The sequence below is a fragment of the Streptomyces sp. NPDC051913 genome (assembly GCF_044593635.1).
Classification (GTDB): domain Bacteria; phylum Actinomycetota; class Actinomycetes; order Streptomycetales; family Streptomycetaceae; genus Streptomyces.
Map to the genome: position 1 here is coordinate 475,137 of NZ_JBIUCI010000007.1, position 20,061 is coordinate 495,197.

Below are 20,061 nucleotides of genomic sequence, written 5' to 3' on the forward strand. Positions count from 1 at the left end.
CGGTCGAGCCCCGCTACGGCCCACCGTACCCGAGCGGCCTCTAGTCCAGGTCGATGCGCTCTCCCCGACCGGGCTCCTCGCCGCCCTCGCCGGGCTTGGGGTCGCGGCTGGTCCAGCGCTGTTCCTGGGCCTGGACCGCGGAGCGGTAGGCGGCCAGCAGTTCGTTGCCGGCGGCCGCCAGGTGGTCGAAGACGTCCGGGTTGCGTTCGATGACGGGCTCGACGGCGGCCTTGGCCTGCTGCACGACCTGCTGCACCACCTGCTGGGCGGCCGGTCCGGCGACCGCCCCGAGCAGCGGCGACTGGATCGAGGACAGCTTGTCGGTGACGGCGTCGACGAGCTTGCGCAGTTCCTCGGCGGCCGAGCCGGGCGGCGGACCGTAGGTGGCGCGGCGGCGGGCCTTCTCCTCGGCGAGGTCCTCGGCGCACGCCGTCGCCCAGGCGTCGGCGTCGGTGGCCCGAACCTCGTCCACGGCCTCGTCGGCGGCGTCTGACGGGGGGAGCTGTTCGCTCATGACGGACTCCTGACTACGGTTCGTCTCTCCGACGTTACCCGAACGGCCGTACCGGATTCACCGTGTCTGCGGCCATAGCTCCGGGTCCGGCGCGAACCGGACACACAGCACCCCGTCCCGCAGCGCGGCCCCGGCGACGGTGCAGCGCCGCAGGGCGGACGGCAGCGGCACGATCCGCCGGAACTGGCCTGCGCTGACGACGAGTTCGTCACCGCGCCGGATGAGGTCCAGCTCGTCGCGTATGGCGCCGGGCAGGGGCACGTGCCACACCAGCACCCCGTCCTCGGCCAGCCGGTCGACGACCGGCCACTCGACCCGGGAGGAGGTCTCCGGCGCGCCGGGCGCACCGAGCCCTTCGAGGTCGTCGAGGCCGCGCGGGTCCCGTCCGGGGTGGGCGATCTCCACGACCTGGTACGACTCCCGCCATCCCTCCAGCGTCTTGCGCTGCTGGGCGGCGGGCCCGGCGAGCCAGCTGTCGGCGGGCGGGTCGGGCAGGACCCGGTTGGCGACCAGACGGTCGGGACGCAGCCCGCGCAGGGCGAGCCCGAGTGTGGCGTCGCGCACGGCGTCGGCCCCGGCCGGACCCGGCTCGGCGACGAGGCGTACGGCGGTCCTCGCGTCGGCGACGACGGCCTCGACGGCGGCGAGTTCCAGGTCCCAGCGCGCGGTGGTCTCGTACAGCCACTCCGACGGCATCGGCACCCCGGCCAGCCGCCCCAGCATCGGCCTGAGCGCCCGCGCCGCCTGCCGCTCGGGCGGCAGCAGCCGGCGCAGATAGCGGCGCAGTTCCTCGGGGAGGGCGAGCAGGGCGAGGGCCTGCGGGGTGGGCGGCAGGTCGACGACGAGGAGGTCGTGGCGCTCCGACAGGGCCGCGTCCCGCAGGGCGCGGAGGAAGGTCAGTTCCTCGGCGCCCGGCAGCGGGGTGACCTCTTCGGGGTCGAGGCGGGAGGCGCCGAGCAGGTCGAGGACGGAGGAGGCGCGCTCCTGGAAGCCGGCGAGGTCGTCCCGGAACCCGGTGGTGGCGTCCGGGCGCCAAGCGGTGAGCCCGTCCCGGACCTCGACCGGCGCCGGCCCGGTGGCCACGCCCAGGACCGCGCCGAGGCTGTCGGTCCGGTCGCCGCTGAGGAGGAGGGTCCGGTCACCCGCGCGGGCGGCGGCGACCGCGGTGGCGGCGGCAAGGGTCGTACGACCGCTGCCGCCGGGACCGGTGATCAGGAGGGTGCGCATGGGAGTGAACGGTAGATCCCCGGGCGGTGAATCCCTACTTCGACCCCGACTCCACCCGCTTCTTCAGCCCGGCCAGCGCGCGGTCGATGATGACCTTCTCGGCCTTGCGCTTGATCATGCCCAGCATCGGGATCTTGACGTCGACGGTCAGGAGGTAGGTGACCTCGGTCGACCCCGTACCGGCCGGCTTGAGGATGTACGACCCGTCCAGCTGGCGCAGCATCTGGGACTTCACCAGCGTCCAGGAGACCTCGTTCTCCCCGGTCCAGGTGTAGCCGAGCACCTGGTCGTCCTTGATGGCGCCGGCGTCCATGACGAGCCGTACCTGCTCGGCGCGGCCCGCGGCGTCCGTCGCGAGGACCTCGGCCTGCTTGACCTCGCCGGTCCAGTCCGGGTAGCGGGCGAAGTCGGCGATCACCGCCATGACGTCGGCCGGTGCCGCCTCGATCGTGATGCTCGAGCTGGTGTGTTCCGCCATCGCCGTGGCTCCTCCAGATACGGGCCGGTAGGTCATGAAGCGTGCGCACGTGTGTGCAGCGTGAAGGCTACCGCGCACGTGGGGGCCCGACTTCACCGACCGGTCACCATTCGAGCGCCCACGGCCTGCCGCTCCCCGCGAAGTGCCCGACGTTGACGCACTCCGTCGTCCCGATCCGCATCCGGCGCACGAGCGGTTGGTGGACGTGACCGAACAGCGCGTACCGGGGCCGGGTGCGCCGGATCGCGTCGAGCAGCGCCCGGCTGCCCCGTTCGAAGCGGCGCGCGACGGTGTCGTAGACCAGCTCCGGCACCTCCGGCGGGATGTGGGTGCACAGCACGTCCACCTCACCGACCGCCTCAATCTTGGCCGCGTACTCCTCGTCGCTGATCTCGTAGGGGGTGCGCATGGGCGTGCGCAGGCCGCCGCCGACGAAGCCGAAGGTCCGGCCACCGATCTCCACCCGCTCGCCGTCGAGGACCGTCGTGCCCGGTCCGGCGTACTCCGGCCACAGGGGCGGCATGTCGACATTGCCGTAGGTGGCGTACGTCGGTGTCGGGAACGCGGCGAACATCTCGGCGTACTGCTTGCGTACGGCCTTCTCGATGGCGCTCGCCCGGTCCGTACCGATCCCGGCCCACAGGCGGGCGCCGAACTCGCGGGCCTCCTCGAAGCGGCGGGCGGTGCGCAGTTCCACGATGCGATCGGCGTTCTCCGTGCCGAACAGGTCGGGGAAGATGCCGCGGGAGTGGTCGGCGTAGTCGAGGAAGAGGACCAGGTCACCCAGGCAGATCAGGGCGTCCGCGCCCTCGCCGGCTCGGGCCAGGTCACGGGCGTTGCCGTGCACGTCGCTGACCACATGTACGCGTGTCCTGCGGTTACCGGGCGGTGAGGGTGCCATGACGATCAAGGGTAGGCGTGTGCGGCATACGTGAACAGTGGCGGCCGGACCTGCGGTTACTGGCCAGTCATCAAACGCCTCGACTACTGTGCGCTGAGAAACACCAATCCGTGTGACGCAGCGAACATCTCGCCGGGACCCCCTGTCGGAGACGCCATACCGGCGGGTAACGTCCGGGCAGTCCAGTCGTGCTCAGGATTTCAACATGTGAATCCGCGAGCACCTGCCCGAGCCTTGGACCCGCACCGTCGCATCGCACAACGTCGTGGCGCCGGCGCCTTATGAGGAGCAGCAGTCTTGCGCGAGTTCAGCCTTCCGGCCTTGTACGAGGTCCCTGCGGACGGAAACCTCACCGACATCGTCCGCAGAAACGCCGCGCAGCATCCCGACGTCGCCGTCATCGCCCGCAAGGTCGACGGCGAGTGGCGGGACGTCACGGCGACGACCTTCCTCGCGGAGGTGCACGCGGCCGCCAAGGGCCTCATCGCCTCGGGCGTGCAGCCCGGCGACCGGGTGGGCCTGATGTCGCGGACCCGCTACGAGTGGACGCTGCTCGACTTCGCGATCTGGAGCGCGGGCGCGGTCACCGTGCCGGTGTACGAGACCAGCTCGCCCGAGCAGATCCAGTGGATCCTCGCCGACTCCGGCGCGACCGCCTGTGTCGTGGAGCTGGACAACCACACGGCCGCCGTGGAGTCGGTGCGCGACCAGCTGCCCGCCCTCAAGCACGTCTGGCAGATCGAGGCCGACGGGGTGGCGGAGCTGGGCCGGCTCGGCCAGGACATCAGCGACGCCGCCGTCGAGGAGCGCAGCTCGCTGGCGAAGGCGGACGACCCGGCGACCATCGTCTACACGTCCGGCACGACCGGCCGCCCCAAGGGCTGTGTGCTGACCCACCGCAGCTTCTTCGCCGAGTGCGGCAACGTCGTCGAGCGGCTGCGTCCGCTGTTCCGCACCGGTGAGTGCTCGGTCCTGCTCTTCCTGCCGCTCGCGCATGTCTTCGGCCGGCTCGTGCAGGTCGCGCCGATGATGGCGCCGATCAAGCTGGGCATGGTCCCGGACATCAAGAACCTCACGGACGAGCTGGCCTCCTTCCGGCCGACGCTGATCCTGGGCGTCCCGCGCGTCTTCGAGAAGGTCTACAACTCGGCGCGCGCCAAGGCGCAGGCCGACGGCAAGGGCAAGATCTTCGACAAGGCCGCCGACACCGCGATCGCGTACAGCAAGGCGCTGGACACCCCCTCGGGCCCGTCCCTCGGTCTGAAGATCAAGCACAAGACCTTCGACAAGCTGGTCTTCAGCAAACTGCGCGCGGTCCTCGGCGGCAAGGGCGAGTACGCCATCTCCGGCGGCGCCCCGCTGGGCGAGCGGCTCGGCCACTTCTTCCGCGGCATCGGCTTCACGGTCCTGGAGGGCTACGGCCTGACCGAGTCCTGCGCGGCCACCGCGTTCAACCCCTGGGACCGGCAGAAGATCGGCACGGTCGGGCAGCCGCTGCCGGGCTCGGTGGTCCGCATCGCCGACGACGGCGAGGTGCTGCTGCACGGCGAGCACCTGTTCAAGGGCTACTGGAACAACGAGGCGGCGACCGCCGAGGCGCTGGCCGACGGCTGGTTCCACACCGGTGACATCGGCACCCTCGACGAGGACGGCTACCTCAGGATCACCGGCCGCAAGAAGGAGATCATCGTCACCGCGGGCGGCAAGAACGTCGCCCCGGCCGTGATCGAGGACCGGATCCGGGCGCACGCGCTGGTCGGGGAGTGCATGGTCGTCGGCGACGGGCGGCCCTTCGTGGGCGCGCTGATCACCATCGACGAGGAGTTCCTGGGCCGTTGGGCCGAGGAGCACGGCAAGCCTGCGGGTTCCACCGCGGCGTCGCTGGCCGGGGACGCGGACCTGAACGCTGCCGTCCAGGCCGCGATCGACGACGGCAACGCCGCGGTGTCGAAGGCGGAATCGGTGCGGAAGTTCCGCATTCTGTCCTCCCAGTTCACGGAGGAGTCGGGCCACCTGACGCCGTCCCTGAAGCTCAAGCGCAACGTGGTGGCGAAGGACTACGCGGACGAGATCGAGGCGATCTACCAGAAGTAGCAGGCCTTCTGAAAGAACGTCATGGCGCGGTGTCCTCCACGAGGACCCGCGCCATCGTCCGTTCCGCGAGCGCGGTGATCGTCACGAACGGGTTGACGCCGATCGATCCGGGCACGAGCGAGCCGTCGGTGACGTAGAGCTTCGAATACCCCTTCACGCGGCCGTAGTTGTCGGTGGCCTTGCCCAGCACGCAGCCGCCCAGCGGGTGGTAGGTGAAGTCGTCGGCGAAGACCTTGTTGGACGAGCCGAACAGGTCGTAGCGGTAGATGGTGGAGTTGGCCGAGTTGATGCGGTCGAAGAGCTTCTTGGCCATGCCCGAGGACACCGCGCTCTGGGCGGCCGTCCAGCCCAGCTTCACGCCGTCCGTGGCGCTGTCGTACGTGAACGCGGCCCGCGACGGGTTCTTGGTGATCGCCAGATAGAGGCTCACCCAGTGCTCCAGACCCGTGGGTAAAGGAGCGATCTCGGCGAAGACCGGGTTGGCGGTGTTGGCCCAGTCGTCGATGCCCATGACCGGCATGGTCGACTGGTTGGCCCCGACCGTGTCCCACAGGTGGTTGGCCCGGCCGAGCATGGTGTTGCCGTTGGGTCCCCAGCCGGCGCCGACGCTCGCGTCCAGGGCGGGCAGGGTGCCGGTGTCCCGGGCGCGGACGAGGAGTTCGGTGGTGCCGAGGCTGCCGCCGCCGAGGAACAGGTAGGTGCAGCGGTACTGCTTGGTCTCGACGACCGTGCCGGCGTCGTTGATGCGGTCGGCGGTCAGGACGTACGAACCGTCGCTCGCCCGGCTGATGGCCCGTACCCGCTCCATGGTGGTGATGGTGACGTTTCCAGTGCCGAGCGCGGCGGCGAGATAGGTCTTGTCCAGGCTCTTCTTGCCGTGGTTGTTGCCGTAGATGACCTCCTGGGCGAGCGCGGACCTGGTCGCCGTACCGGCTGCCTCCTTCTGCATGTAGGCGAAGTCGTAGGTGCTGGGCACGAAGGTGGTCTTCAGGCCGGTGTTCTGGGCGTGCTTGCGGGAGATCCGCGAGAAGCGGTACCACTCCGTCGACTCGAACCAGGTGGGGTCGACGGTGTTGACGCCGAGCATGGAGTTGGCCCGCGGGAAGTACGTGCCGTACATCTCGTCGGCGTCGACGGTCGGGAACTGCTCGGCGAAGTACGACTTCAGCGGGGTCACCGCCATACAGCCGTTGACCAGCGAGCCGCCGCCGACGCCGCGTCCCACGAACACGGACATGTTGGCGAAGCGCACCCGGTCCAGGACACCGGGGTAGAGGCTGATGTCCTTGTTGACGACGTCCAGCCACAGGAAGGTGGCCAGCGGGGCCTCGGTGCGGGTGCGGAACCACATGGAGCGCTGGTCCGGGTTGGCGGTGGAACAGAAGATCTTGCCGTCGGAGCCGGCGGTGTTCCAGAGCCGGCCCATCTCGATCATGAGCGTGCGGATGCCGGCCTGACCGAGGCGGAGGGCGGCCACGGCGGCGCCGTAGCCCGAACCGACCACGATGGCCGGGGCGTTGTCGACGGCGGCCGGTTCCACGGCCGACGCCGACTCGAGACCGATGCGGGTGAGACCAGAGGCGGCGGCGGTCTGGAGGGCCACCATGCCCAGGATTTGACGTCTCGTCAGCTGACGCTGCATCAGTTTTGCTGTCATGCGCGCAGCATGTGCGGATTATTCGGTTCCGCCTAGACGGCTAGAGCAACGTCTTCAACTTTTCTGCCAGCAGGTCCCATCGCCACTTCTCCTCCACCCAGGCCCGCCCCCGCTCCCCCATCCGCCGGCGCAGCTCGGCATCGCCCAGGAGCGCCAGGATCCGCTCGGCGGAGTCCTCCACCGAGCCGCCCCGCACGACCCACCCGGTCTCCCCGTCGAGCACGGCGTCCGGCGCTCCCCCGGAGTCCCCGGCGACGACCGGCAGCCCGGTCGCGGAGGCTTCCAGGTACACGATCCCGAGCCCCTCGACGTCAAGGCCGCCCCGCCGCGTGCGGCACGGCATCGCGAACACGTCCCCGGCCCCGTAGTGCGCGGGCAGCTCGGACCAGGGCACCGCCCCGGTGAAGCGCACGGAGTCGGCGACACCGGTCTCGCGCGCGAGCCCGCGCAGCTCCTTCTCGTACGGCCCGCCACCCACGATCAGCAGCACGGCCTCGGGCTCTTCCAGAAGGATCCGCGGCATGGCCAGGATCAGCGTGTCCTGCCCCTTGCGCGGCACCAGCCGCGAGACGCACACCACCACCGGCCGGTCGGCGAGCCCGAGCCGCGCCCGCACCACGTCACCGCCCGACCCCGGGTGGAAGGTCTTCTCGTCCACGCCCGGCGGCAGCTGCACCATCCGCGAGCCGGCCTGAGGCGTCAGCGCGCCGGCGATCCGCGACCGCGTGTACTCCCCGAGGTAGGTGATCGTGTCCGTGCCTTCCCCGATCCGGCGCAGCAACTGCCGCGCGGCGGGCAGCTGCGCCCACCCCGCCTCGTGCCCGTGGGTCGTGGCCACCAGCCGCTCGGCCCCCGCCCTGCGCAGCGCGGGAGCCATCAGCCCGAGGGGTGCCGCCGCCCCGAACCACACCGACGTACAGCCGTGTTCCCGCAGGAGTCCGACCGCCGTACGCGTGGCCGCGGGGGTCGGCAGGAGCATCGTCGTACGGTCGCGTACGACGGTGAAGGGCTGCTCGGCGTCGAAGGCGGCCGTGGCCGCTACGCCCTCCCGGCCGCGTTTCCAGGTCGAGGCGTACACCACGAGCCGCTCGGGATCGAGGCGCAGCGCCATGTTGTGCAGGAACGCCTGGATACCGCCCGGCCTGGGCGGGAAGTCGTTCGTGACGATCAGGGTCTTGGACATCGTCGTGTGCATCGCCGCCGACCCTACCCAACACCCCCCTCACAGCCGGTCACGGCCACGTTTATGGCAACCTCACAGCAGGCCGGGACATCATGGCCATCTCAAAGACGGCAACGACAGCAACGCGCGAACAGGGGCTCCGGTGGACATTGCGGGTGCGAGGCGGTCTCCGGCGGGACTGCTGGCGACCTGGGGCCTGACGAGGCTGCTGCTGCTCCTGTTCGTCCTGAAGGTGTACGTCTTCCCGGGCCCGGACGTCACCAGCGACGTGTCGGTGATCTACCAGGGCTGGAACGACGTGCTGCGCACCGGCACCTTCCCGCAGGACGACGTCACCTGGCAGTACCCGCCGGCCGCCGCGCTGGCGATCCTCTCCCCCGCGCTGCTGCCGTTCCTCCAGTACGCGACGGCCTTCTTCGTCCTCGCCTTCCTGGCCGACCTGGTCGTCTTCTCCCTGCTGCTGTACGCGGGCCTGCGCCCCGGGCGGAGCCTGCGCGGGGTCTGGGTGTGGGTGGTGGGCGTCCCGCTGCTCGGGCCGACCGTGTACGCGCGTTACGACGTGATGGTGACCGCCGTGGCCGTGGCCGCGCTGCTCGCGGGCGCCCGGCATCCCCGGGTGATGGGCGCCCTGGTCGGTTTCGGGGCGATGCTCAAGGTGTGGCCGGTGCTGCTGCTGGTGGCCGCCCGCAGGCGCGGTGTCTGGATGTCGGCGGCGGTCACCGCGGCCGGCCTCGCGGCGCTGTTCGCGGTGACCATGCCCGGCGCCTTCGCGTTCCTGACCTTCCAGGCCGACCGGGGCACCGAGGTGGAGTCGCTGGGCTCCCTGGTCTTCCATGTGGCCCGGCAGTACGGCTGGGACGGCCAGGTGCTGCTGAACTACGGCTCGGTGGAGTTCCTCGGACCATGGGTGAACGTCGTCAGCACGGCCGCGCTCGCCCTGACCGGCGTCGCCTTCGGCTGGCTGCTGCTGTGGCGGCTGGTGGCGACCCGGTTCGAGGCGCACACCACGGCGGACGCGGCGTTCGTGGCGGTACTGCTGTTCACGACCACGAGCCGGGTGATCAGCCCGCAGTACATGGTGTGGCTGATCGGCCTCGCGGCGGTCTGCCTGTGCTTCCGGGCGAGCCGGATGACGCTCCCCGCGCTGCTGGTCCTGGTGGCCTCCTTCGTGACGGTGCTCGAGTTCCCGCTCTACTTCGCGAACGTCGTCGCCAGTGACGGCCTGGGCGTCACCCTGCTCTTCCTCCGCAACGGCCTGCTCGTCATCGCGACCGTCCTGGCGGCCGTGAAGCTGTGGCGGGCCACGGTCACCGCCCCCGCCGAGGACCCCGAGCCGGCTCAGGTGGCACAGGCCACCGAGGAGCCGTCGGAGACCCCGGTCACCTCCTGACGCCGGGACCGTCCGAGAACCAGGCCCACCACCGCGCACTGCGCCGCCATGGCCAGCGCCATCGCCAGGCACACCCCCGGCAGCCCGAGCCCGGAAAGCCCGTACGCCAACGGCAGTTGGACCGCCGTGCCGAGCAGCGTCACCCTCAGCAGCACGGGCGCGCCCCCGCTTCCCTCGAAGACCCCGCCCAGCGCGATGAAGCAGGCCATCAGCAGCAGGTAGGGCCCGACGCAGCGCAGGAACAGCACACCCTCGCCGGCGACCCCCGCCCCGGCGCCGAAGGCGGCCATGATCCAGGGCGCCGTGGCGGCGAACAGCAGAGCGGCCGTCGCCCCGAAGGCTCCGGACACCAGCACCGCCTCCCGCCCGATCGCCCGCCGCTCGTCCCACCCGGCGCCCAGCAGATGCGCGGTGTGGATGGAGGCGGCCTGCCGTACGGCGTAGAAGCCCATGGTGGCCACGTACAGGACCTTGTACGCGATGGCGTACGCGGCCACCGCCGTCACCCCGATCCGGGCCACGATCGCGACCAGTACGAGCGCCCCGCCCTGCCGCACGGTGAAGTCGGCCGCCATGGGCAGCCCGGTGCGCAGCACCCGCCCGAAGGCGACCCCGGGCCCGGTGGCCACCCGCAGCAGCGCGTTCCGGCGCAGGGCGAGAAGTCCCGCTCCCAGGGCCACGCACCGGCACAGGACCGTCGAGGCGGCGGCGCCCTGGACGCCGTAGAGGTGGATGAGGAGCGGGTCGCAGCCGAGGATCAGCCCGTTGGCGAGCAGTGCGAGCCGCAGGGGTGTCCGGGTGTCCCCCGTGCCCTTCAGGATCCCGTCGACCAGTTGCTGGGCGAAGAACACGGCGACCCCCGGCATCGATATCGCGAAGTACCCGACGGCGAGCGGCAGGGGCGCGCCCTCGCCGATGACCAGCCGCGCGAGCGGCTCCCGCAGCAGATACCCGCCCCCCACGACCACCGGCGTGACCAGCCCGAACACCGCCCAGCCCCCGCGCACGGCGGCCCGCACCGCCCCCGGGTCCCGCGCACCCCTGGCGTGCGCGACCAGCACGGTCGTGCCCGAGCCGAAGACCAGGGCGACGCCCAGCAGCACGTTCTCGGCGTTCGTGGCCACGGCGACGGCCGCCACCGCCGCTCCGCCGAGCCGGGAGACCCAGACGGTGTTGATGATCCCGGCGGCGACGGAGGCGAGCAGCGAGAAGTAGACGGGGTGGGCGAGCGCGATGAGCCGGCGGCGATGACTGTCCACGAGAAGGACCCCCTCGATTCGAGCTACCTCGAATCGAGGTAGCTCGATAAGAGGTACCATGGCTCCACGACCACCACAAGGAGGAATCGGCGTGCTGGAGCTGTCGATCCTGGGCTTCCTGGCCGAAGAACCCCTGCACGGCTATGAGCTGAAGGAGCGCATCAAGGCGCTCAGCGGCCATGTCCGCCCGGTCAGCGACGGCGCCCTCTACCCGGCGATCGCCCGGCTGATCAAGGCGGGCAAGCTCGACGAGCACACCGAGCCGGGCGCGAGCGCGGCCCCGCGGCGCACGCTCTCCCTCACCGACGCGGGCCGCGCGGACCTCCTGGAGCGCCTGCGCCGGCCCAAGCCGGTCGAGATCTCCGACCAGGTCCGCTTCAACACGGTCCTGACCTTCCTGCGCCATCTCCCGGACCGCCAGGAACAGGCCGCGGTGCTCCGCCGCCGCCTGGAGTTCCTCGACGCGCCGACCAGCTTCTTCTACGACGAGGGCAGACCCGTCCGCGCGGAGGAGGCGGCGGACCTGTTCCGGGAGGGCATGCTGCGGGTCGCGCGGGCGACCGGGGAGGCGGAGCGCACCTGGCTGGAGGAGGCCGTCGAGCGGCTCAGTCGAGCTGAGCCCGCAGATAGTCCCGCCACTGGGCCGTGAAGTCGTCCAGGTTCGTGTCGAGCACGCTCTTGAGCGCGTCCTCGACCGCCCCGGCGCGCTGCTTGTGGCCGCCGACGGCCTGGTAGAAGGCGCGGAGCTGGTCGGTCCCCCACCGCTGCGCGACCATCCGGCAGGCCAGCCAGCCGCCCTCGTACGCCTGGGCGAGCTTCGTCGCGTCGCCGCTGAACCCGAAGTCGGCGTCCTTCGGCAGGGCCGTCGGCGTCCGCCCCTCGGTCACGGCCCGCCACAGCTCCGGGGCGGCCTGGACGGGCGAGCGCCCGGAGTCGAGATAGCCGATCCAGTCGGCGTACCCCTCGGACAGCCACAGGGGCGTGGCGGCACTGGTGTGGTCGCGGGTCGCGACATGGGTGGTCTCATGGGTGAGCACGACCTGCTTGCCGACGCTGCCGAGGACGCCGTACGCGTCGGGGTTGACGATGATGCGGTCCGCGGGCGCGCTCGCGGGGGCGCCCGTCTCACCGGTGGTGACGGCGGCGATCCCGCGGTACGAGGAGGCGGGCGAGCCCAGCAGCCCGGCCATGCCGTCCAGGGACTTCGGTACGAGCACGACGACATGCCGCGCCCACCGGGTGCCCCACTGCGCCGACACCGCCGGCACGGCACGGTCCGCCAGATCCACGTAGGTCCGCAGCGCCGCGCTCGACCGCCCGACCCCGAGGACGAGGCTGCTGCCGCCGCGGACGACGGTGACCTCGCCCTGGTCCCACAGCTGCTGGGCGGACTTCTTCGCGGGCTTCTCCTGGTCGACGTACCACTCGCCGCCGGCGTCCAGGCTCAGGGTGAGCGTGCGGCCGACGGTGACCGGGGCGTTGTCGTAGCCCTCTATGCGGTACTTGAGCTCGACATCGGCGGTGGCCTCGGCACCGTCCCGGTGGAGCCCCGTCAAGCGGTACGCCCAGGACGCGAACGGCACGCCCCGCGCGTTCTCGAACCAGTCCAGCGCGCCCGTCTGCATGAACGCGGCCCGGTCCCGGTCGAGGACGGCGACCGACCGCCGGTCGAGCAGCGCCTGCACATCGGCCCTGGCGGTGCCGGTACCGGACGTGCCGCCGCAGGCCACCAGGGAGACCAGCAGCAGACACAGCGCGAGGATCCCGTGTCTCGACGCCCGCCTTCGACCAGCCATTTCACGATCGTACGGCGGGACGGCCGCCAGGGTCAGAGGGCCAGGGTCAGAGGGCCTGGGTCAGACCCTGGTGACGGTGGCGCCCGGCATCATGCCCACCGGGTCGTAGCGGACGGGGGCGCCGGGGTAGGGCGCGTGGATCACCTGGCCGTTGCCGACGTACATGCCGACGTGGCTGGCGTCGGACCGGTAGGTGACCAGGTCGCCGGGTTGCGCCTGGGAGAGCGGGACCTGCTGTCCCGCGTAGCGCTGGCCCTGCGAGGTGCGCGGCAGGGAGACCCCGGCGTGCCGGTACGACCACACCATCAGGCCCGAGCAGTCGAAGCCGGAGGGGCCGGTCGCGCCCCAGACGTACGGCTTGCCGATCGCGGCGCGGGCGGCGGCGACCGCGGCGGCGGCCCGGGCGTTGGGCGGCAGGGCGCCGCTGAGGTCGGGCATGTCCTCGCGGCCGGAGCGGGAGGCCCGGTCGTAGGCGGCGCGCTCCTCGGACGGCAGGGAGTTGAGCAGCCGTCGGGCCTGGGCGAGCTTCTTCTCGACGGTCTGCTTGTGGCTCGCGACCGCCTTGCGGCTCTTCTCCAGCTCGGCCAGCTGACCGGCCGCCTCCGCGCGCTCCTGGGTGAGCTCGCGCATCGCCTCCTGAAGGTCCTTGAGCTCACCGGCCTGGTGGGCGGTGATCCGGTCCAGGGCGGCGGCCTTGTCGAGGTAGTCGTCCGGGTCGTCGGAGAACAGCAGGGCGAGGGACGGGTCGAGGCCGCCGGAGCGGTACTGGGCACCGGCCAGCGAACCGAGCTTCTCCCGCATGGAGTTGATGCGGTCCTGCTGGCGGGCGATCCGGTCCTGCGCGGTGCCGACCTGCTTCTTCAGCGCGTCGGCGCGTTCGTCGGCCTTGTTGAAGGCCTCGGTCGCCTTCTCGGCCTCCTCGTAGAGGCGGTCCACCTCGGCACGGGTGTCGTCGTGCGGGGCGGCCGTGGCCGGTACGGCGCCGAGGGCCGCGGCGGTGGCCGTCAGGACGCAGAGCGCGGCACTGGCGCCCCGGTCGAACCCGGACGAAGTCGATGCAAGGCGGCGATGGGACCCCACGAGAAGCCGCACCCCTTCCGCTGGCGGACAGGAAACGCGGCAGACAGTAGCCCCGCGACAAGGGCGCTTCCAAAGACCTCCACGGCCACACAACGTGACGCCCCGCCACCGACGCAGGTCAGTGGCGGGGCGTGGGGTCAGTTCACGTCGCCAGGATTCGCCCGAACGGGCGGCACGGTGTCGTGATCTTGAGCGTGTTCCGGGGTGCTCAGATCCGGACGCCGAACTGGAACGGCATGTTGCCGATCGACTCGTAGCGCACGACCGTGCCGGTGCGGGGGGCGTGGATCACCTGGCCGTTGCCGGCGTAGATGCCCACGTGGTGCAGGTCGCCGTAGAAGATGACGAGGTCGCCGACCTTGAGCTGGCTCTGCGAGTAGATGCGCGTACCGGCGTTCGCCTGGGCCTGCGAGGTGCGGGGGATGGAGACGCCGGCCTGGGCGTAGGCCCAGGAGGTCAGGCCCGAGCAGTCGTAGGAGGCGGTGCCCGTGGCGCCGTAGACGTACGGCTTGCCGAGCTGGCTCTGGGCGGCCGAGAAGGCGGCGGCGGCGAAGTTGGAGGCGGCGGGGGCGTCGCCGAGGTCCACGCGCTCGCTGGCGGAGCGGCTGGCGCGCTCGTCCTCGGCGGCGAGGGCGGCCTTCTCGGCGGCCGTCAGCGTGTTGAGCAGCTTCTGCGCCTCGGCGAGCTTGGCCTGGACTTCCTTCTTCTTCTTGGCCAGTTCGGTCCGGGTGGAGGAGAGGTCCTTGAGCTTCTCGGAGGCCTCGGAGCGCTCCTGCGCGAGCTCGCGCTGCTTCTCCTGGATCTTCTTCAGCGCCTCGACCTGCTGGGCGCTCAGCTGGTCGGCCGTGGAGGCCTTGTCCAGGTAGTCGTCCGGGTTGGACGACAGGAAGAGCTGCAGGGAGGCGTCTATGGAGCCCGTGCGGTACTGGGCGGCGGCCGCGAGACCCATGGAGTCACGGAGGCCGTTGAGGTCCTCCTGGCCGCGGGCCACGGTGTCCTGGATGGCGGAGATCTCCTTCTGGAGCTTCTCCTGCTTCTCCTTGGCGCCGTTGAGCTTCTCGGTGGCCTGCTCGGCCTCCTCGTAGAGCTTGTCGACCTTGGACTTGACCTCGTCCTTGCTGGGCTTCTCGCTCGGTGCCGCGTTGGCGGCGTTGGCGCTCAGCGCGACGGCGGCGGCAGCAGCGGTGGTCAGCACGGTCACGCGTGTGCGGCTCGGCTGCTTGGGTCGACGGTGGGACGCCACGGAGGTGAGCTCCTTCTTGTGAGTGATCACCCGTTCGGAGGTTCGAGCCCAGACCCTAGTGACCTTCTTGTGATCAGTTCAAATCCTCGCGCGAAAAAATCGGTCACGGACTGCATTCTTTACACACAACTCACGTGCGGTAATGCTCGATTGACACTACGTTGTGTGACGATCCAGCCAATTCGGGCATTAAACCTGGAACTTAGAACTTCAGGACAGGCGCTTCAAAAGCATCGCCGAAGCGACAGGCCGGGCCCCCGCCTTGGCCACCCCGTCGGCCACCTCACGGTCGGTGGAGGCGACGATGACCGGCCGGCCCGGCGGCTCGGCACGCACCAGCTGGCGGATCAGTTCGTCGGCCGTGACGCCCGCCTTGGAGAACAGCACCCGCACACCGCGCGGCGGCGCGAGCAGCACCGGCGCGGCCAGTTCGGCGCCGTCGAAGACACACGTCACCTCCGCGCCCGTCTGGGCCGCGAGCTGCGAGAGCTGACCGAGCAGCCGCAGACGCTGCTTCTCCAGGGGCATCTGGGGATAGCCGGTCTTGGTGACGTTGTAGCCGTCGACCACCAAGTGGGCCTGGGGCAGGGCGAGCAGCTGGTCCAGAATGGCCGGATCGTTCTCGGACAGCGCCCGCGCGGCGATGTCCTTCGGGGTCATTCGCCCCGGTTCGACCGCGTCGACGGTCTCCGCCGGCCGTACGGAGACGGGCGGCAACGCCAGCTCCCTGCGCAGCCCTTGGGCCGCGTCCAGCACGGTGTCAAGGAGCAGCCGGACGCGCATGTCCTCGACACTGCGCCCCTCCCTGGCCGCCTTGCGTGTGGCCTCCAGCGCGGCCTCGGCCTCCCCCAGCCGGGCCTTGAGCCGCCGCGCCTCGACCTCGGCGGTGGACACCTGCGTCTGCCCCTCGGCGCGCACGGCGTCCATCTCGGTCTGGAGCTTGCGCAGCGCCGCCTCACCGCGCTTGACGTCGCTGAGGGCGGCCCGCAGCTTGCGGTGAAGCGATTCGGCTTCCTTCTTGGCCGCGTCCAGCTCGATGCGCAGCCGCTCGGTCTCGGCGCGCGTGTGGTCCCGGGCGGCCGCCAGCTCCTCGCGCAGCCGCTCCAGCTCGACCCGGCTCTCCTCGTCGGCACGCTCGGCGTCGGCCCGCTGGGCCTCCTCGCCGGCCGCGGTCACGAGCTTCACCCAGCCCGTGGGACGCAGAACATAGGCCGCGGCCGCCACGTCGAGCGGATCCGCGGCCGGGGGCGGCGAGCCGGAGTCGAGGGCGCCGGCGAGCTCCGGCTGGGCCTCTCTGAACTTCTCGCCGATGCGCTGCCGGAACAGCGGATCGGTCTCCAGTGCCGCGGCCATCGCGTTGCCGGCGAACTTGGCCCGCCGGTTCGGCGCGAACCGGGCGTACTGTCTGAGCTGCGCGGGCAGTTCACCGACGGTCAGGCCACCGAAGCCGTCGGAGACGATCTGTACGACGCGACGGCGCACGCCGTCGGGCAGCGGACGGTCGAGCACCTCAGCGGCGCCGTCGCCCGGCTCCCCGCCTTGTGTCTCCACCATCCGTCAACACCCCAACCTGTGTGCGGGGGCCACTCCCTCAGGAGTCGGCGCCCGGCCTGTCCACGAGTTCCACCTGATCCACGGCGTTGCACCAGCGGCAGCGCACCGACTCGATGGTCTCACTGACCACCTCGCGCTCCTCCACCTTCGGCTCACCGGCCAGGTCGAGGTGGACGTACTCGACGACCTTCGACGAGCGGGTCACGTCGAACCGGGTGAGGTTGCCGCAGAGGGTGCAGCGCCACCGCGTCGAGGCGGTCGGCAGGGGAACCGTCATCGTGCCTGAGCTCTTTCCTTCTAGGTCTTCCATTGTCCGCGACACACCGGGCCCGGTGTGTGGCTCGTAACCCTACGGCCTGGCGGGTACTCGTCGCTCGGCCGTCTCAGTGCCCGCCCGGACGGCGAGGCACTCTGTTCGGTTGCGTCCCGTTACGTCATGCTCTGTGTTCATGATCAGCAACTGGAGGGTGACAGTCGATGGCGCGAGCAGGTCGTTGTGGGGTACGGCACCGGTCACCTACGGCCTGATCGCCCTGTGCTGTCTGCTCTTCGTCATCGGCCCCGCGGGGGGCCTCAATCCGGCCTACGGCACCGGGGACGAACTGCTCGTCGCCCAGCGGGCCTACTTCCACCACTGGGGCGTGGTCCCCGCAGAACTGTTCGAAGGCTCGGCCCGGGCGGCGCTCACCCCGGCGACGGCCCTCTTCGTGCACGGCAGCTGGGTCCACCTCCTCGGCAACATGCTCTTCCTCTATGTCTTCGGAGTGATGACCGAGGAACGGATGGGCCGCGTCCAGTTCACGCTCTTCTACCTCGGCTGCGGCTACCTGGCGCTGCTGGGCTACGCCGCCGCCAACTCCGACTCCGACCAGTCGCTGGTCGGGGCCTCCGGGGCGATCTCAGCCGTGCTCGGAGCGTTTCTCTACCTGTTCCCCGGCGCCCGGGTGACAAGCCTGCTCCCGTTCCTCTTCTTCCTGCCCCTGCGGTTCCCGGCGTGGGTGGTGCTGCCCTTCTGGGCGGCCCTCCAGTGGCTGGCGGCGGGCCGCGCGCCGAACGGGCCCGGGGTGGCGTATCTGGCCCACCTGGTGGGCTTCGGCCTGGGCTTCGCCTTCGCGTGGGTGCGATTCCCCCCTGCGACTAGAGTGAAGCCCGCCCCAGCTCCGGCCCCCGAGGGAGAGAACCAGCCGTGATCACCGCGATCGTCCTCATCAAGACCAGCGTGGACCGGATCCCCGAGATCGCCGAGTCGATCGCGGCCCTGGACTCGGTGAGCGAGGTCTTCTCCGTCACCGGCACCTACGACCTGATCGCCATGGTCCGCGTCCGGCAGCACGAGGACCTCGCCGAGGTCATCCCCGGCAGCATCAGCAAGATCCCGGGCGTGGAGGCCACGGACACCCACGTCGCCTTCCGCACGTACTCCCAGCACGACCTGGAAGCGGCGTTCGCGATCGGGCTCGACAACTAGCCGCTGACGTCCAGGGCGGCGACGCCCTTGTTCGTGCCGGCGTAGACACGGCGGCCGTGGACGAGGGGGGTCAGCAGGACGCCCGGGTCGGCGCCCACCTCGGTCTTCCAGAGCAGTTGGCCCTTCAGGTCGAGGGCGTGGACCTCGGTGTCGGTGCGCACATAGACCGTGGAGTCCACCAGCACCGGGTCCGAGAGGGCTCCGCCCCCGCCGTGCGTCCAGACCACGTCGCCGCGCGCTGTGACCGCCTTGAGCGCCGCGCTCGCGTTCGTCACCCCCAGGAAGGCGAAGGAGTCCGCGTTCGCCGGGACGTAGGAACCGGCGAGGTCCGGCTCCCTCCACTTCAGGCGGCCCGCCAGATCCAGCCCGAACAGCTCGTTGGCCTGGTTCCCGGTGCTCACGACCACGGTGTCGCCGCTGACGGCGGGCCGGCCGACATCACCGTCCAACGCGGCGTCGAACGGCGTGGTGGCGCCGCCGTCGGTGATCCCGTAGAGGTGGTTGTCGTAGCAGGGCACATAGAGGACGCCGTCGGTCACGACGAGTTCTTCGCTCGGCGCACCGCCCACCGGGGCGTACCAGAGCACCTTGCCCCGGCTGTCGTACGCCTGCACGACACCCGGACCGTCGAACGTGCTTTTCGCGGAACCCACGACGACAGCGCCCCCGAGCACGGCGGGCTGGCGGAAGAACGGACTGGGCAGATACCGCTTCCACATCTCCTCGCCGTCGGCGCTCACCGCGATGAGCCGGCCCGGGTCGGCCGTGGTTTCGTCGACCGCGGCGACGAAGATCCCGTCGGCCGTGACGACGGGCCTGGTGATGAAGGTCGCTCCCTTGAGGACGGACACCTTCCAGCTTTCCTTGCCGTCGCTGCCCAGGGCCCGCAGAGTCCCGTCGGCCCCGGCGAAGTACAGCGTCCGGCCGTCGGCGGAGAGCGCCCCGCAGGGACCGCCGGCCACACTCGGCGCGCCGCCCACGGTGTACGACCAGCGCACGGCCGCCTTCCGCGCGACGAACCCCGGCGTATCGGCGCTCCCGCTCTTCCCCCCGGCATCGCTACCGGTCTCCGACCGCCCGAGCCACCACCAGCCGCCCACTCCCCCGGCACCGGCGACCACGGCCCCGCCCACGGCAAGACGCAGCAGCCCGCGCCGCGACGGCCGTACGTCCGCCGTCCCGGCCTCGGGCGGCACCGCCTGAGGCGTCTGTGTCACCGGCGTCATGTACTCGACCCGGCTCTCCCGCTCCCCCGACTCCCGCTCGGGAAGCCAGAGTTCGCCTCCTTGAGAAGCCTCGGGCTCCGGGCCCGCACCCGTGTACCAGCCCGGACGCAGGCCGCCGCGCGGAAACCCGCCCATGGCCTCGACCACGTCCGAAGGCATCGGCCGCCGCCCCGGCTCGTCCCTGAGGCACGCCTCCACCAGCGGCAGCAGTTCCTTCGGTACGCCCGTCAGGTCGAAGTCCCGGGTCAGGATGCGCAGCAGGATCACCGAGTCCTGGCCCTCGCCGAAGGGTTCACGCCCGCTCGCCGCGTAGGCGAGGACCGCGCCGAGGGAGAAGACGTCGCTCGACGGGCCGACCTTGCCGCCGTTGCGGATCTGCTCGGGCGAGACATAGCCGACCGAGCCCACGATCGCGCCCGTACGGGTCATCGCCGTGGCTTCCAGGGCCCGTACGATCCCGAAGTCGATGACCCGCGGGCCGTCCGGTGCCAGCAGGATGTTGGAGGGCTTGAGGTCCCGGTGGACCATGCCCCGTGCGTGGATCGCGCCCAGCGCCTCACCCAGCGCGGCCCCCAGCACCCGCACCGCCCGCTCGGGCAGTGCCCCGCCGTCCATGACCGCGTCCCGCAGATTCGGCCCGTCCACGAACTCCGTGGCCATCCACGGATGTTCGCCCTCGGGGTCGGCGTCGACCACACGCGCGGTGTAGGTGCCCGCCCCGCCGACAGTCTGCGCCGCCCGTACCTCCTGCCGGAACCGGGCACGGAAGGTGCGGTCCTGGGCGTACTCCGGCCGTACGACCTTCACCGCCAGCCGCAGCCCGGTCCGTGACTCGGCGAGGAACACCTCACCCATGCCGCCCGAGCCGAGCCGGCCCCGTACCTCGTACGGGCCGACCCTGCGTGGATCCGTCGCGCGCAGCGCCTGCACTTTCCGCTCCCCCGTGGACGTCGTGAACATGCCCGAGAGGGAGCGTATCGGCAACTGCCGG

Annotated in this window: 18 protein-coding genes; 5 read left to right on the top strand and 13 right to left on the bottom strand. The window is 71.1% G+C overall.

The features are described from left to right. Positions 1-40 precede the first annotated feature (40 nt). The 4 genes from ACIHIX_RS24040 to ACIHIX_RS24055 form a co-directional block, all read right to left on the bottom strand. Positions 41-514: a DUF5304 domain-containing protein gene (locus tag ACIHIX_RS24040; protein ID WP_399959373.1), complete on the bottom strand. Its 474-nt coding sequence runs from the start codon at positions 512-514 to the stop codon at positions 41-43. 57 nt (positions 515-571) lie between these two features. Further along, complete coding sequence (locus ACIHIX_RS24045; RefSeq protein WP_399959375.1) at positions 572-1,741, bottom strand: ArsA family ATPase; 1,170 nt, start codon at positions 1,739-1,741, stop codon at positions 572-574. Positions 1,742-1,775: 34 nt separating this feature from the next. Continuing rightward, positions 1,776-2,219: an SRPBCC family protein gene (locus tag ACIHIX_RS24050; RefSeq protein WP_399959377.1), complete on the bottom strand. Its 444-nt coding sequence runs from the start codon at positions 2,217-2,219 to the stop codon at positions 1,776-1,778. Positions 2,220-2,322: 103 nt separating this feature from the next. Further along, positions 2,323-3,120: a metallophosphoesterase gene (locus ACIHIX_RS24055; RefSeq protein ID WP_399959379.1), complete on the bottom strand. Its 798-nt coding sequence runs from the start codon at positions 3,118-3,120 to the stop codon at positions 2,323-2,325. 297 nt (positions 3,121-3,417) lie between these two features. On the opposite strand from ACIHIX_RS24055, the gene ACIHIX_RS24060 reads away from it, so the two are divergent. Then, positions 3,418-5,214 carry an AMP-dependent synthetase/ligase gene (locus ACIHIX_RS24060; protein WP_399959381.1) on the top strand — a complete coding sequence of 599 codons (1,797 nt, stop codon included), beginning with the start codon at positions 3,418-3,420 and terminating at the stop codon, positions 5,212-5,214. Positions 5,215-5,233: 19 nt separating this feature from the next. On the opposite strand, the gene ACIHIX_RS24065 is transcribed toward ACIHIX_RS24060, so the two are convergent. Continuing rightward, positions 5,234-6,820, bottom strand: coding sequence for a GMC oxidoreductase (locus tag ACIHIX_RS24065; protein WP_399959438.1), 1,587 nt, complete (start codon positions 6,818-6,820; stop codon positions 5,234-5,236). Between the two features lie 91 nt (positions 6,821-6,911). After that, positions 6,912-8,054, bottom strand: coding sequence for a glycosyltransferase family 4 protein (locus ACIHIX_RS24070; protein WP_399959440.1), 1,143 nt, complete (start codon positions 8,052-8,054; stop codon positions 6,912-6,914). A gap of 142 nt (positions 8,055-8,196) precedes the next feature. On the opposite strand from ACIHIX_RS24070, the gene ACIHIX_RS24075 reads away from it, so the two are divergent. Continuing rightward, positions 8,197-9,444 carry a glycosyltransferase 87 family protein gene (locus ACIHIX_RS24075; RefSeq protein WP_399959383.1) on the top strand — a complete coding sequence of 416 codons (1,248 nt, stop codon included), beginning with the start codon at positions 8,197-8,199 and terminating at the stop codon, positions 9,442-9,444. Here ACIHIX_RS24075 and ACIHIX_RS24080 read toward each other — a convergent pair. Beyond that, positions 9,393-10,703 carry an MATE family efflux transporter gene (locus ACIHIX_RS24080; protein WP_399959385.1) on the bottom strand — a complete coding sequence of 437 codons (1,311 nt, stop codon included), beginning with the start codon at positions 10,701-10,703 and terminating at the stop codon, positions 9,393-9,395. The two genes, ACIHIX_RS24075 and ACIHIX_RS24080, sit on opposite strands and share 52 nt — an antisense overlap. A gap of 91 nt (positions 10,704-10,794) precedes the next feature. On the opposite strand from ACIHIX_RS24080, the gene ACIHIX_RS24085 reads away from it, so the two are divergent. Continuing rightward, positions 10,795-11,352, top strand: a complete 558-nt coding sequence (locus ACIHIX_RS24085) for a PadR family transcriptional regulator (protein ID WP_399959386.1) — start codon at positions 10,795-10,797, stop codon at positions 11,350-11,352. On the opposite strand, the gene ACIHIX_RS24090 is transcribed toward ACIHIX_RS24085, so the two are convergent. From ACIHIX_RS24090 to ACIHIX_RS24110, 5 genes are all read right to left on the bottom strand, one after another. Then, positions 11,309-12,499, bottom strand: coding sequence for a hypothetical protein (locus ACIHIX_RS24090; protein WP_399959388.1), 1,191 nt, complete (start codon positions 12,497-12,499; stop codon positions 11,309-11,311). The two genes, ACIHIX_RS24085 and ACIHIX_RS24090, sit on opposite strands and share 44 nt — an antisense overlap. Before the next feature lie 60 nt (positions 12,500-12,559). Continuing rightward, positions 12,560-13,579, bottom strand: a complete 1,020-nt coding sequence (locus ACIHIX_RS24095; RefSeq protein ID WP_399959390.1) for an NlpC/P60 family protein — start codon at positions 13,577-13,579, stop codon at positions 12,560-12,562. A 208-nt stretch (positions 13,580-13,787) separates the two neighbouring features. Next, positions 13,788-14,822, bottom strand: a complete 1,035-nt coding sequence (locus ACIHIX_RS24100) for an NlpC/P60 family protein (RefSeq protein WP_399959392.1) — start codon at positions 14,820-14,822, stop codon at positions 13,788-13,790. Between the two features lie 210 nt (positions 14,823-15,032). Continuing rightward, entirely contained in the window at positions 15,033-16,376 is a 1,344-nt protein-coding gene (locus ACIHIX_RS24105) for an NYN domain-containing protein (protein WP_399959394.1), read from the bottom strand. 37 nt (positions 16,377-16,413) lie between these two features. Then, positions 16,414-16,653 (bottom strand): hypothetical protein, encoded by a 240-nt coding sequence (locus tag ACIHIX_RS24110; protein ID WP_020137397.1) that lies wholly within the window; start codon positions 16,651-16,653, stop codon positions 16,414-16,416. 172 nt (positions 16,654-16,825) lie between these two features. Here ACIHIX_RS24110 and ACIHIX_RS24115 point away from each other — a divergent pair, with 172 nt between their 5' ends. Both ACIHIX_RS24115 and ACIHIX_RS24120 read left to right on the top strand, forming a co-directional pair. Continuing rightward, the gene (locus tag ACIHIX_RS24115; RefSeq protein WP_399959396.1) at positions 16,826-17,566 is read left to right on the top strand and encodes a rhomboid family intramembrane serine protease; all 741 of its coding nucleotides are present in this window, start codon (positions 16,826-16,828) and stop codon (positions 17,564-17,566) included. Next, a complete protein-coding gene (locus ACIHIX_RS24120) occupies positions 17,563-17,844 on the top strand; it encodes an Lrp/AsnC family transcriptional regulator (RefSeq protein WP_059197589.1) in 282 nt (93 codons plus the stop codon). Before ACIHIX_RS24115 ends, ACIHIX_RS24120 begins: the two co-directional genes overlap by 4 nt. Here the strand turns inward: ACIHIX_RS24120 and ACIHIX_RS24125 are convergent. Next, on the bottom strand, positions 17,841-20,030 hold the full coding sequence (locus ACIHIX_RS24125) for a PQQ-binding-like beta-propeller repeat protein (RefSeq protein ID WP_399959398.1): 2,190 nt from the start codon (positions 20,028-20,030) through the stop codon (positions 17,841-17,843). The two genes, ACIHIX_RS24120 and ACIHIX_RS24125, sit on opposite strands and share 4 nt — an antisense overlap. Between the last annotated feature and the right edge of the window lie 31 nt (positions 20,031-20,061).

Coding starts and splice junctions, on each gene's coding strand:
- ACIHIX_RS24040 (WP_399959373.1), bottom strand. CDS start 514: ATGAGCGAACAGCTCCCCCCGTCAGACGCCGCCGACGAGGCCGTGGAC.
- ACIHIX_RS24045 (WP_399959375.1), bottom strand. CDS start 1,741: ATGCGCACCCTCCTGATCACCGGTCCCGGCGGCAGCGGTCGTACGACC.
- ACIHIX_RS24050 (WP_399959377.1), bottom strand. CDS start 2,219: ATGGCGGAACACACCAGCTCGAGCATCACGATCGAGGCGGCACCGGCC.
- ACIHIX_RS24055 (WP_399959379.1), bottom strand. CDS start 3,120: ATGGCACCCTCACCGCCCGGTAACCGCAGGACACGCGTACATGTGGTC.
- ACIHIX_RS24065 (WP_399959438.1), bottom strand. CDS start 6,820: ATGGTGGCCCTCCAGACCGCCGCCGCCTCTGGTCTCACCCGCATCGGT.
- ACIHIX_RS24070 (WP_399959440.1), bottom strand. CDS start 8,054: ATGTCCAAGACCCTGATCGTCACGAACGACTTCCCGCCCAGGCCGGGC.
- ACIHIX_RS24090 (WP_399959388.1), bottom strand. CDS start 12,499: ATGGCTGGTCGAAGGCGGGCGTCGAGACACGGGATCCTCGCGCTGTGT.
- ACIHIX_RS24105 (WP_399959394.1), bottom strand. CDS start 16,376: ATGGTGGAGACACAAGGCGGGGAGCCGGGCGACGGCGCCGCTGAGGTG.
- ACIHIX_RS24110 (WP_020137397.1), bottom strand. CDS start 16,653: ATGACGGTTCCCCTGCCGACCGCCTCGACGCGGTGGCGCTGCACCCTC.
- ACIHIX_RS24115 (WP_399959396.1), top strand. CDS start 16,826: ATGATCAGCAACTGGAGGGTGACAGTCGATGGCGCGAGCAGGTCGTTG.
- ACIHIX_RS24125 (WP_399959398.1), bottom strand. CDS start 20,030: ATGTTCACGACGTCCACGGGGGAGCGGAAAGTGCAGGCGCTGCGCGCG.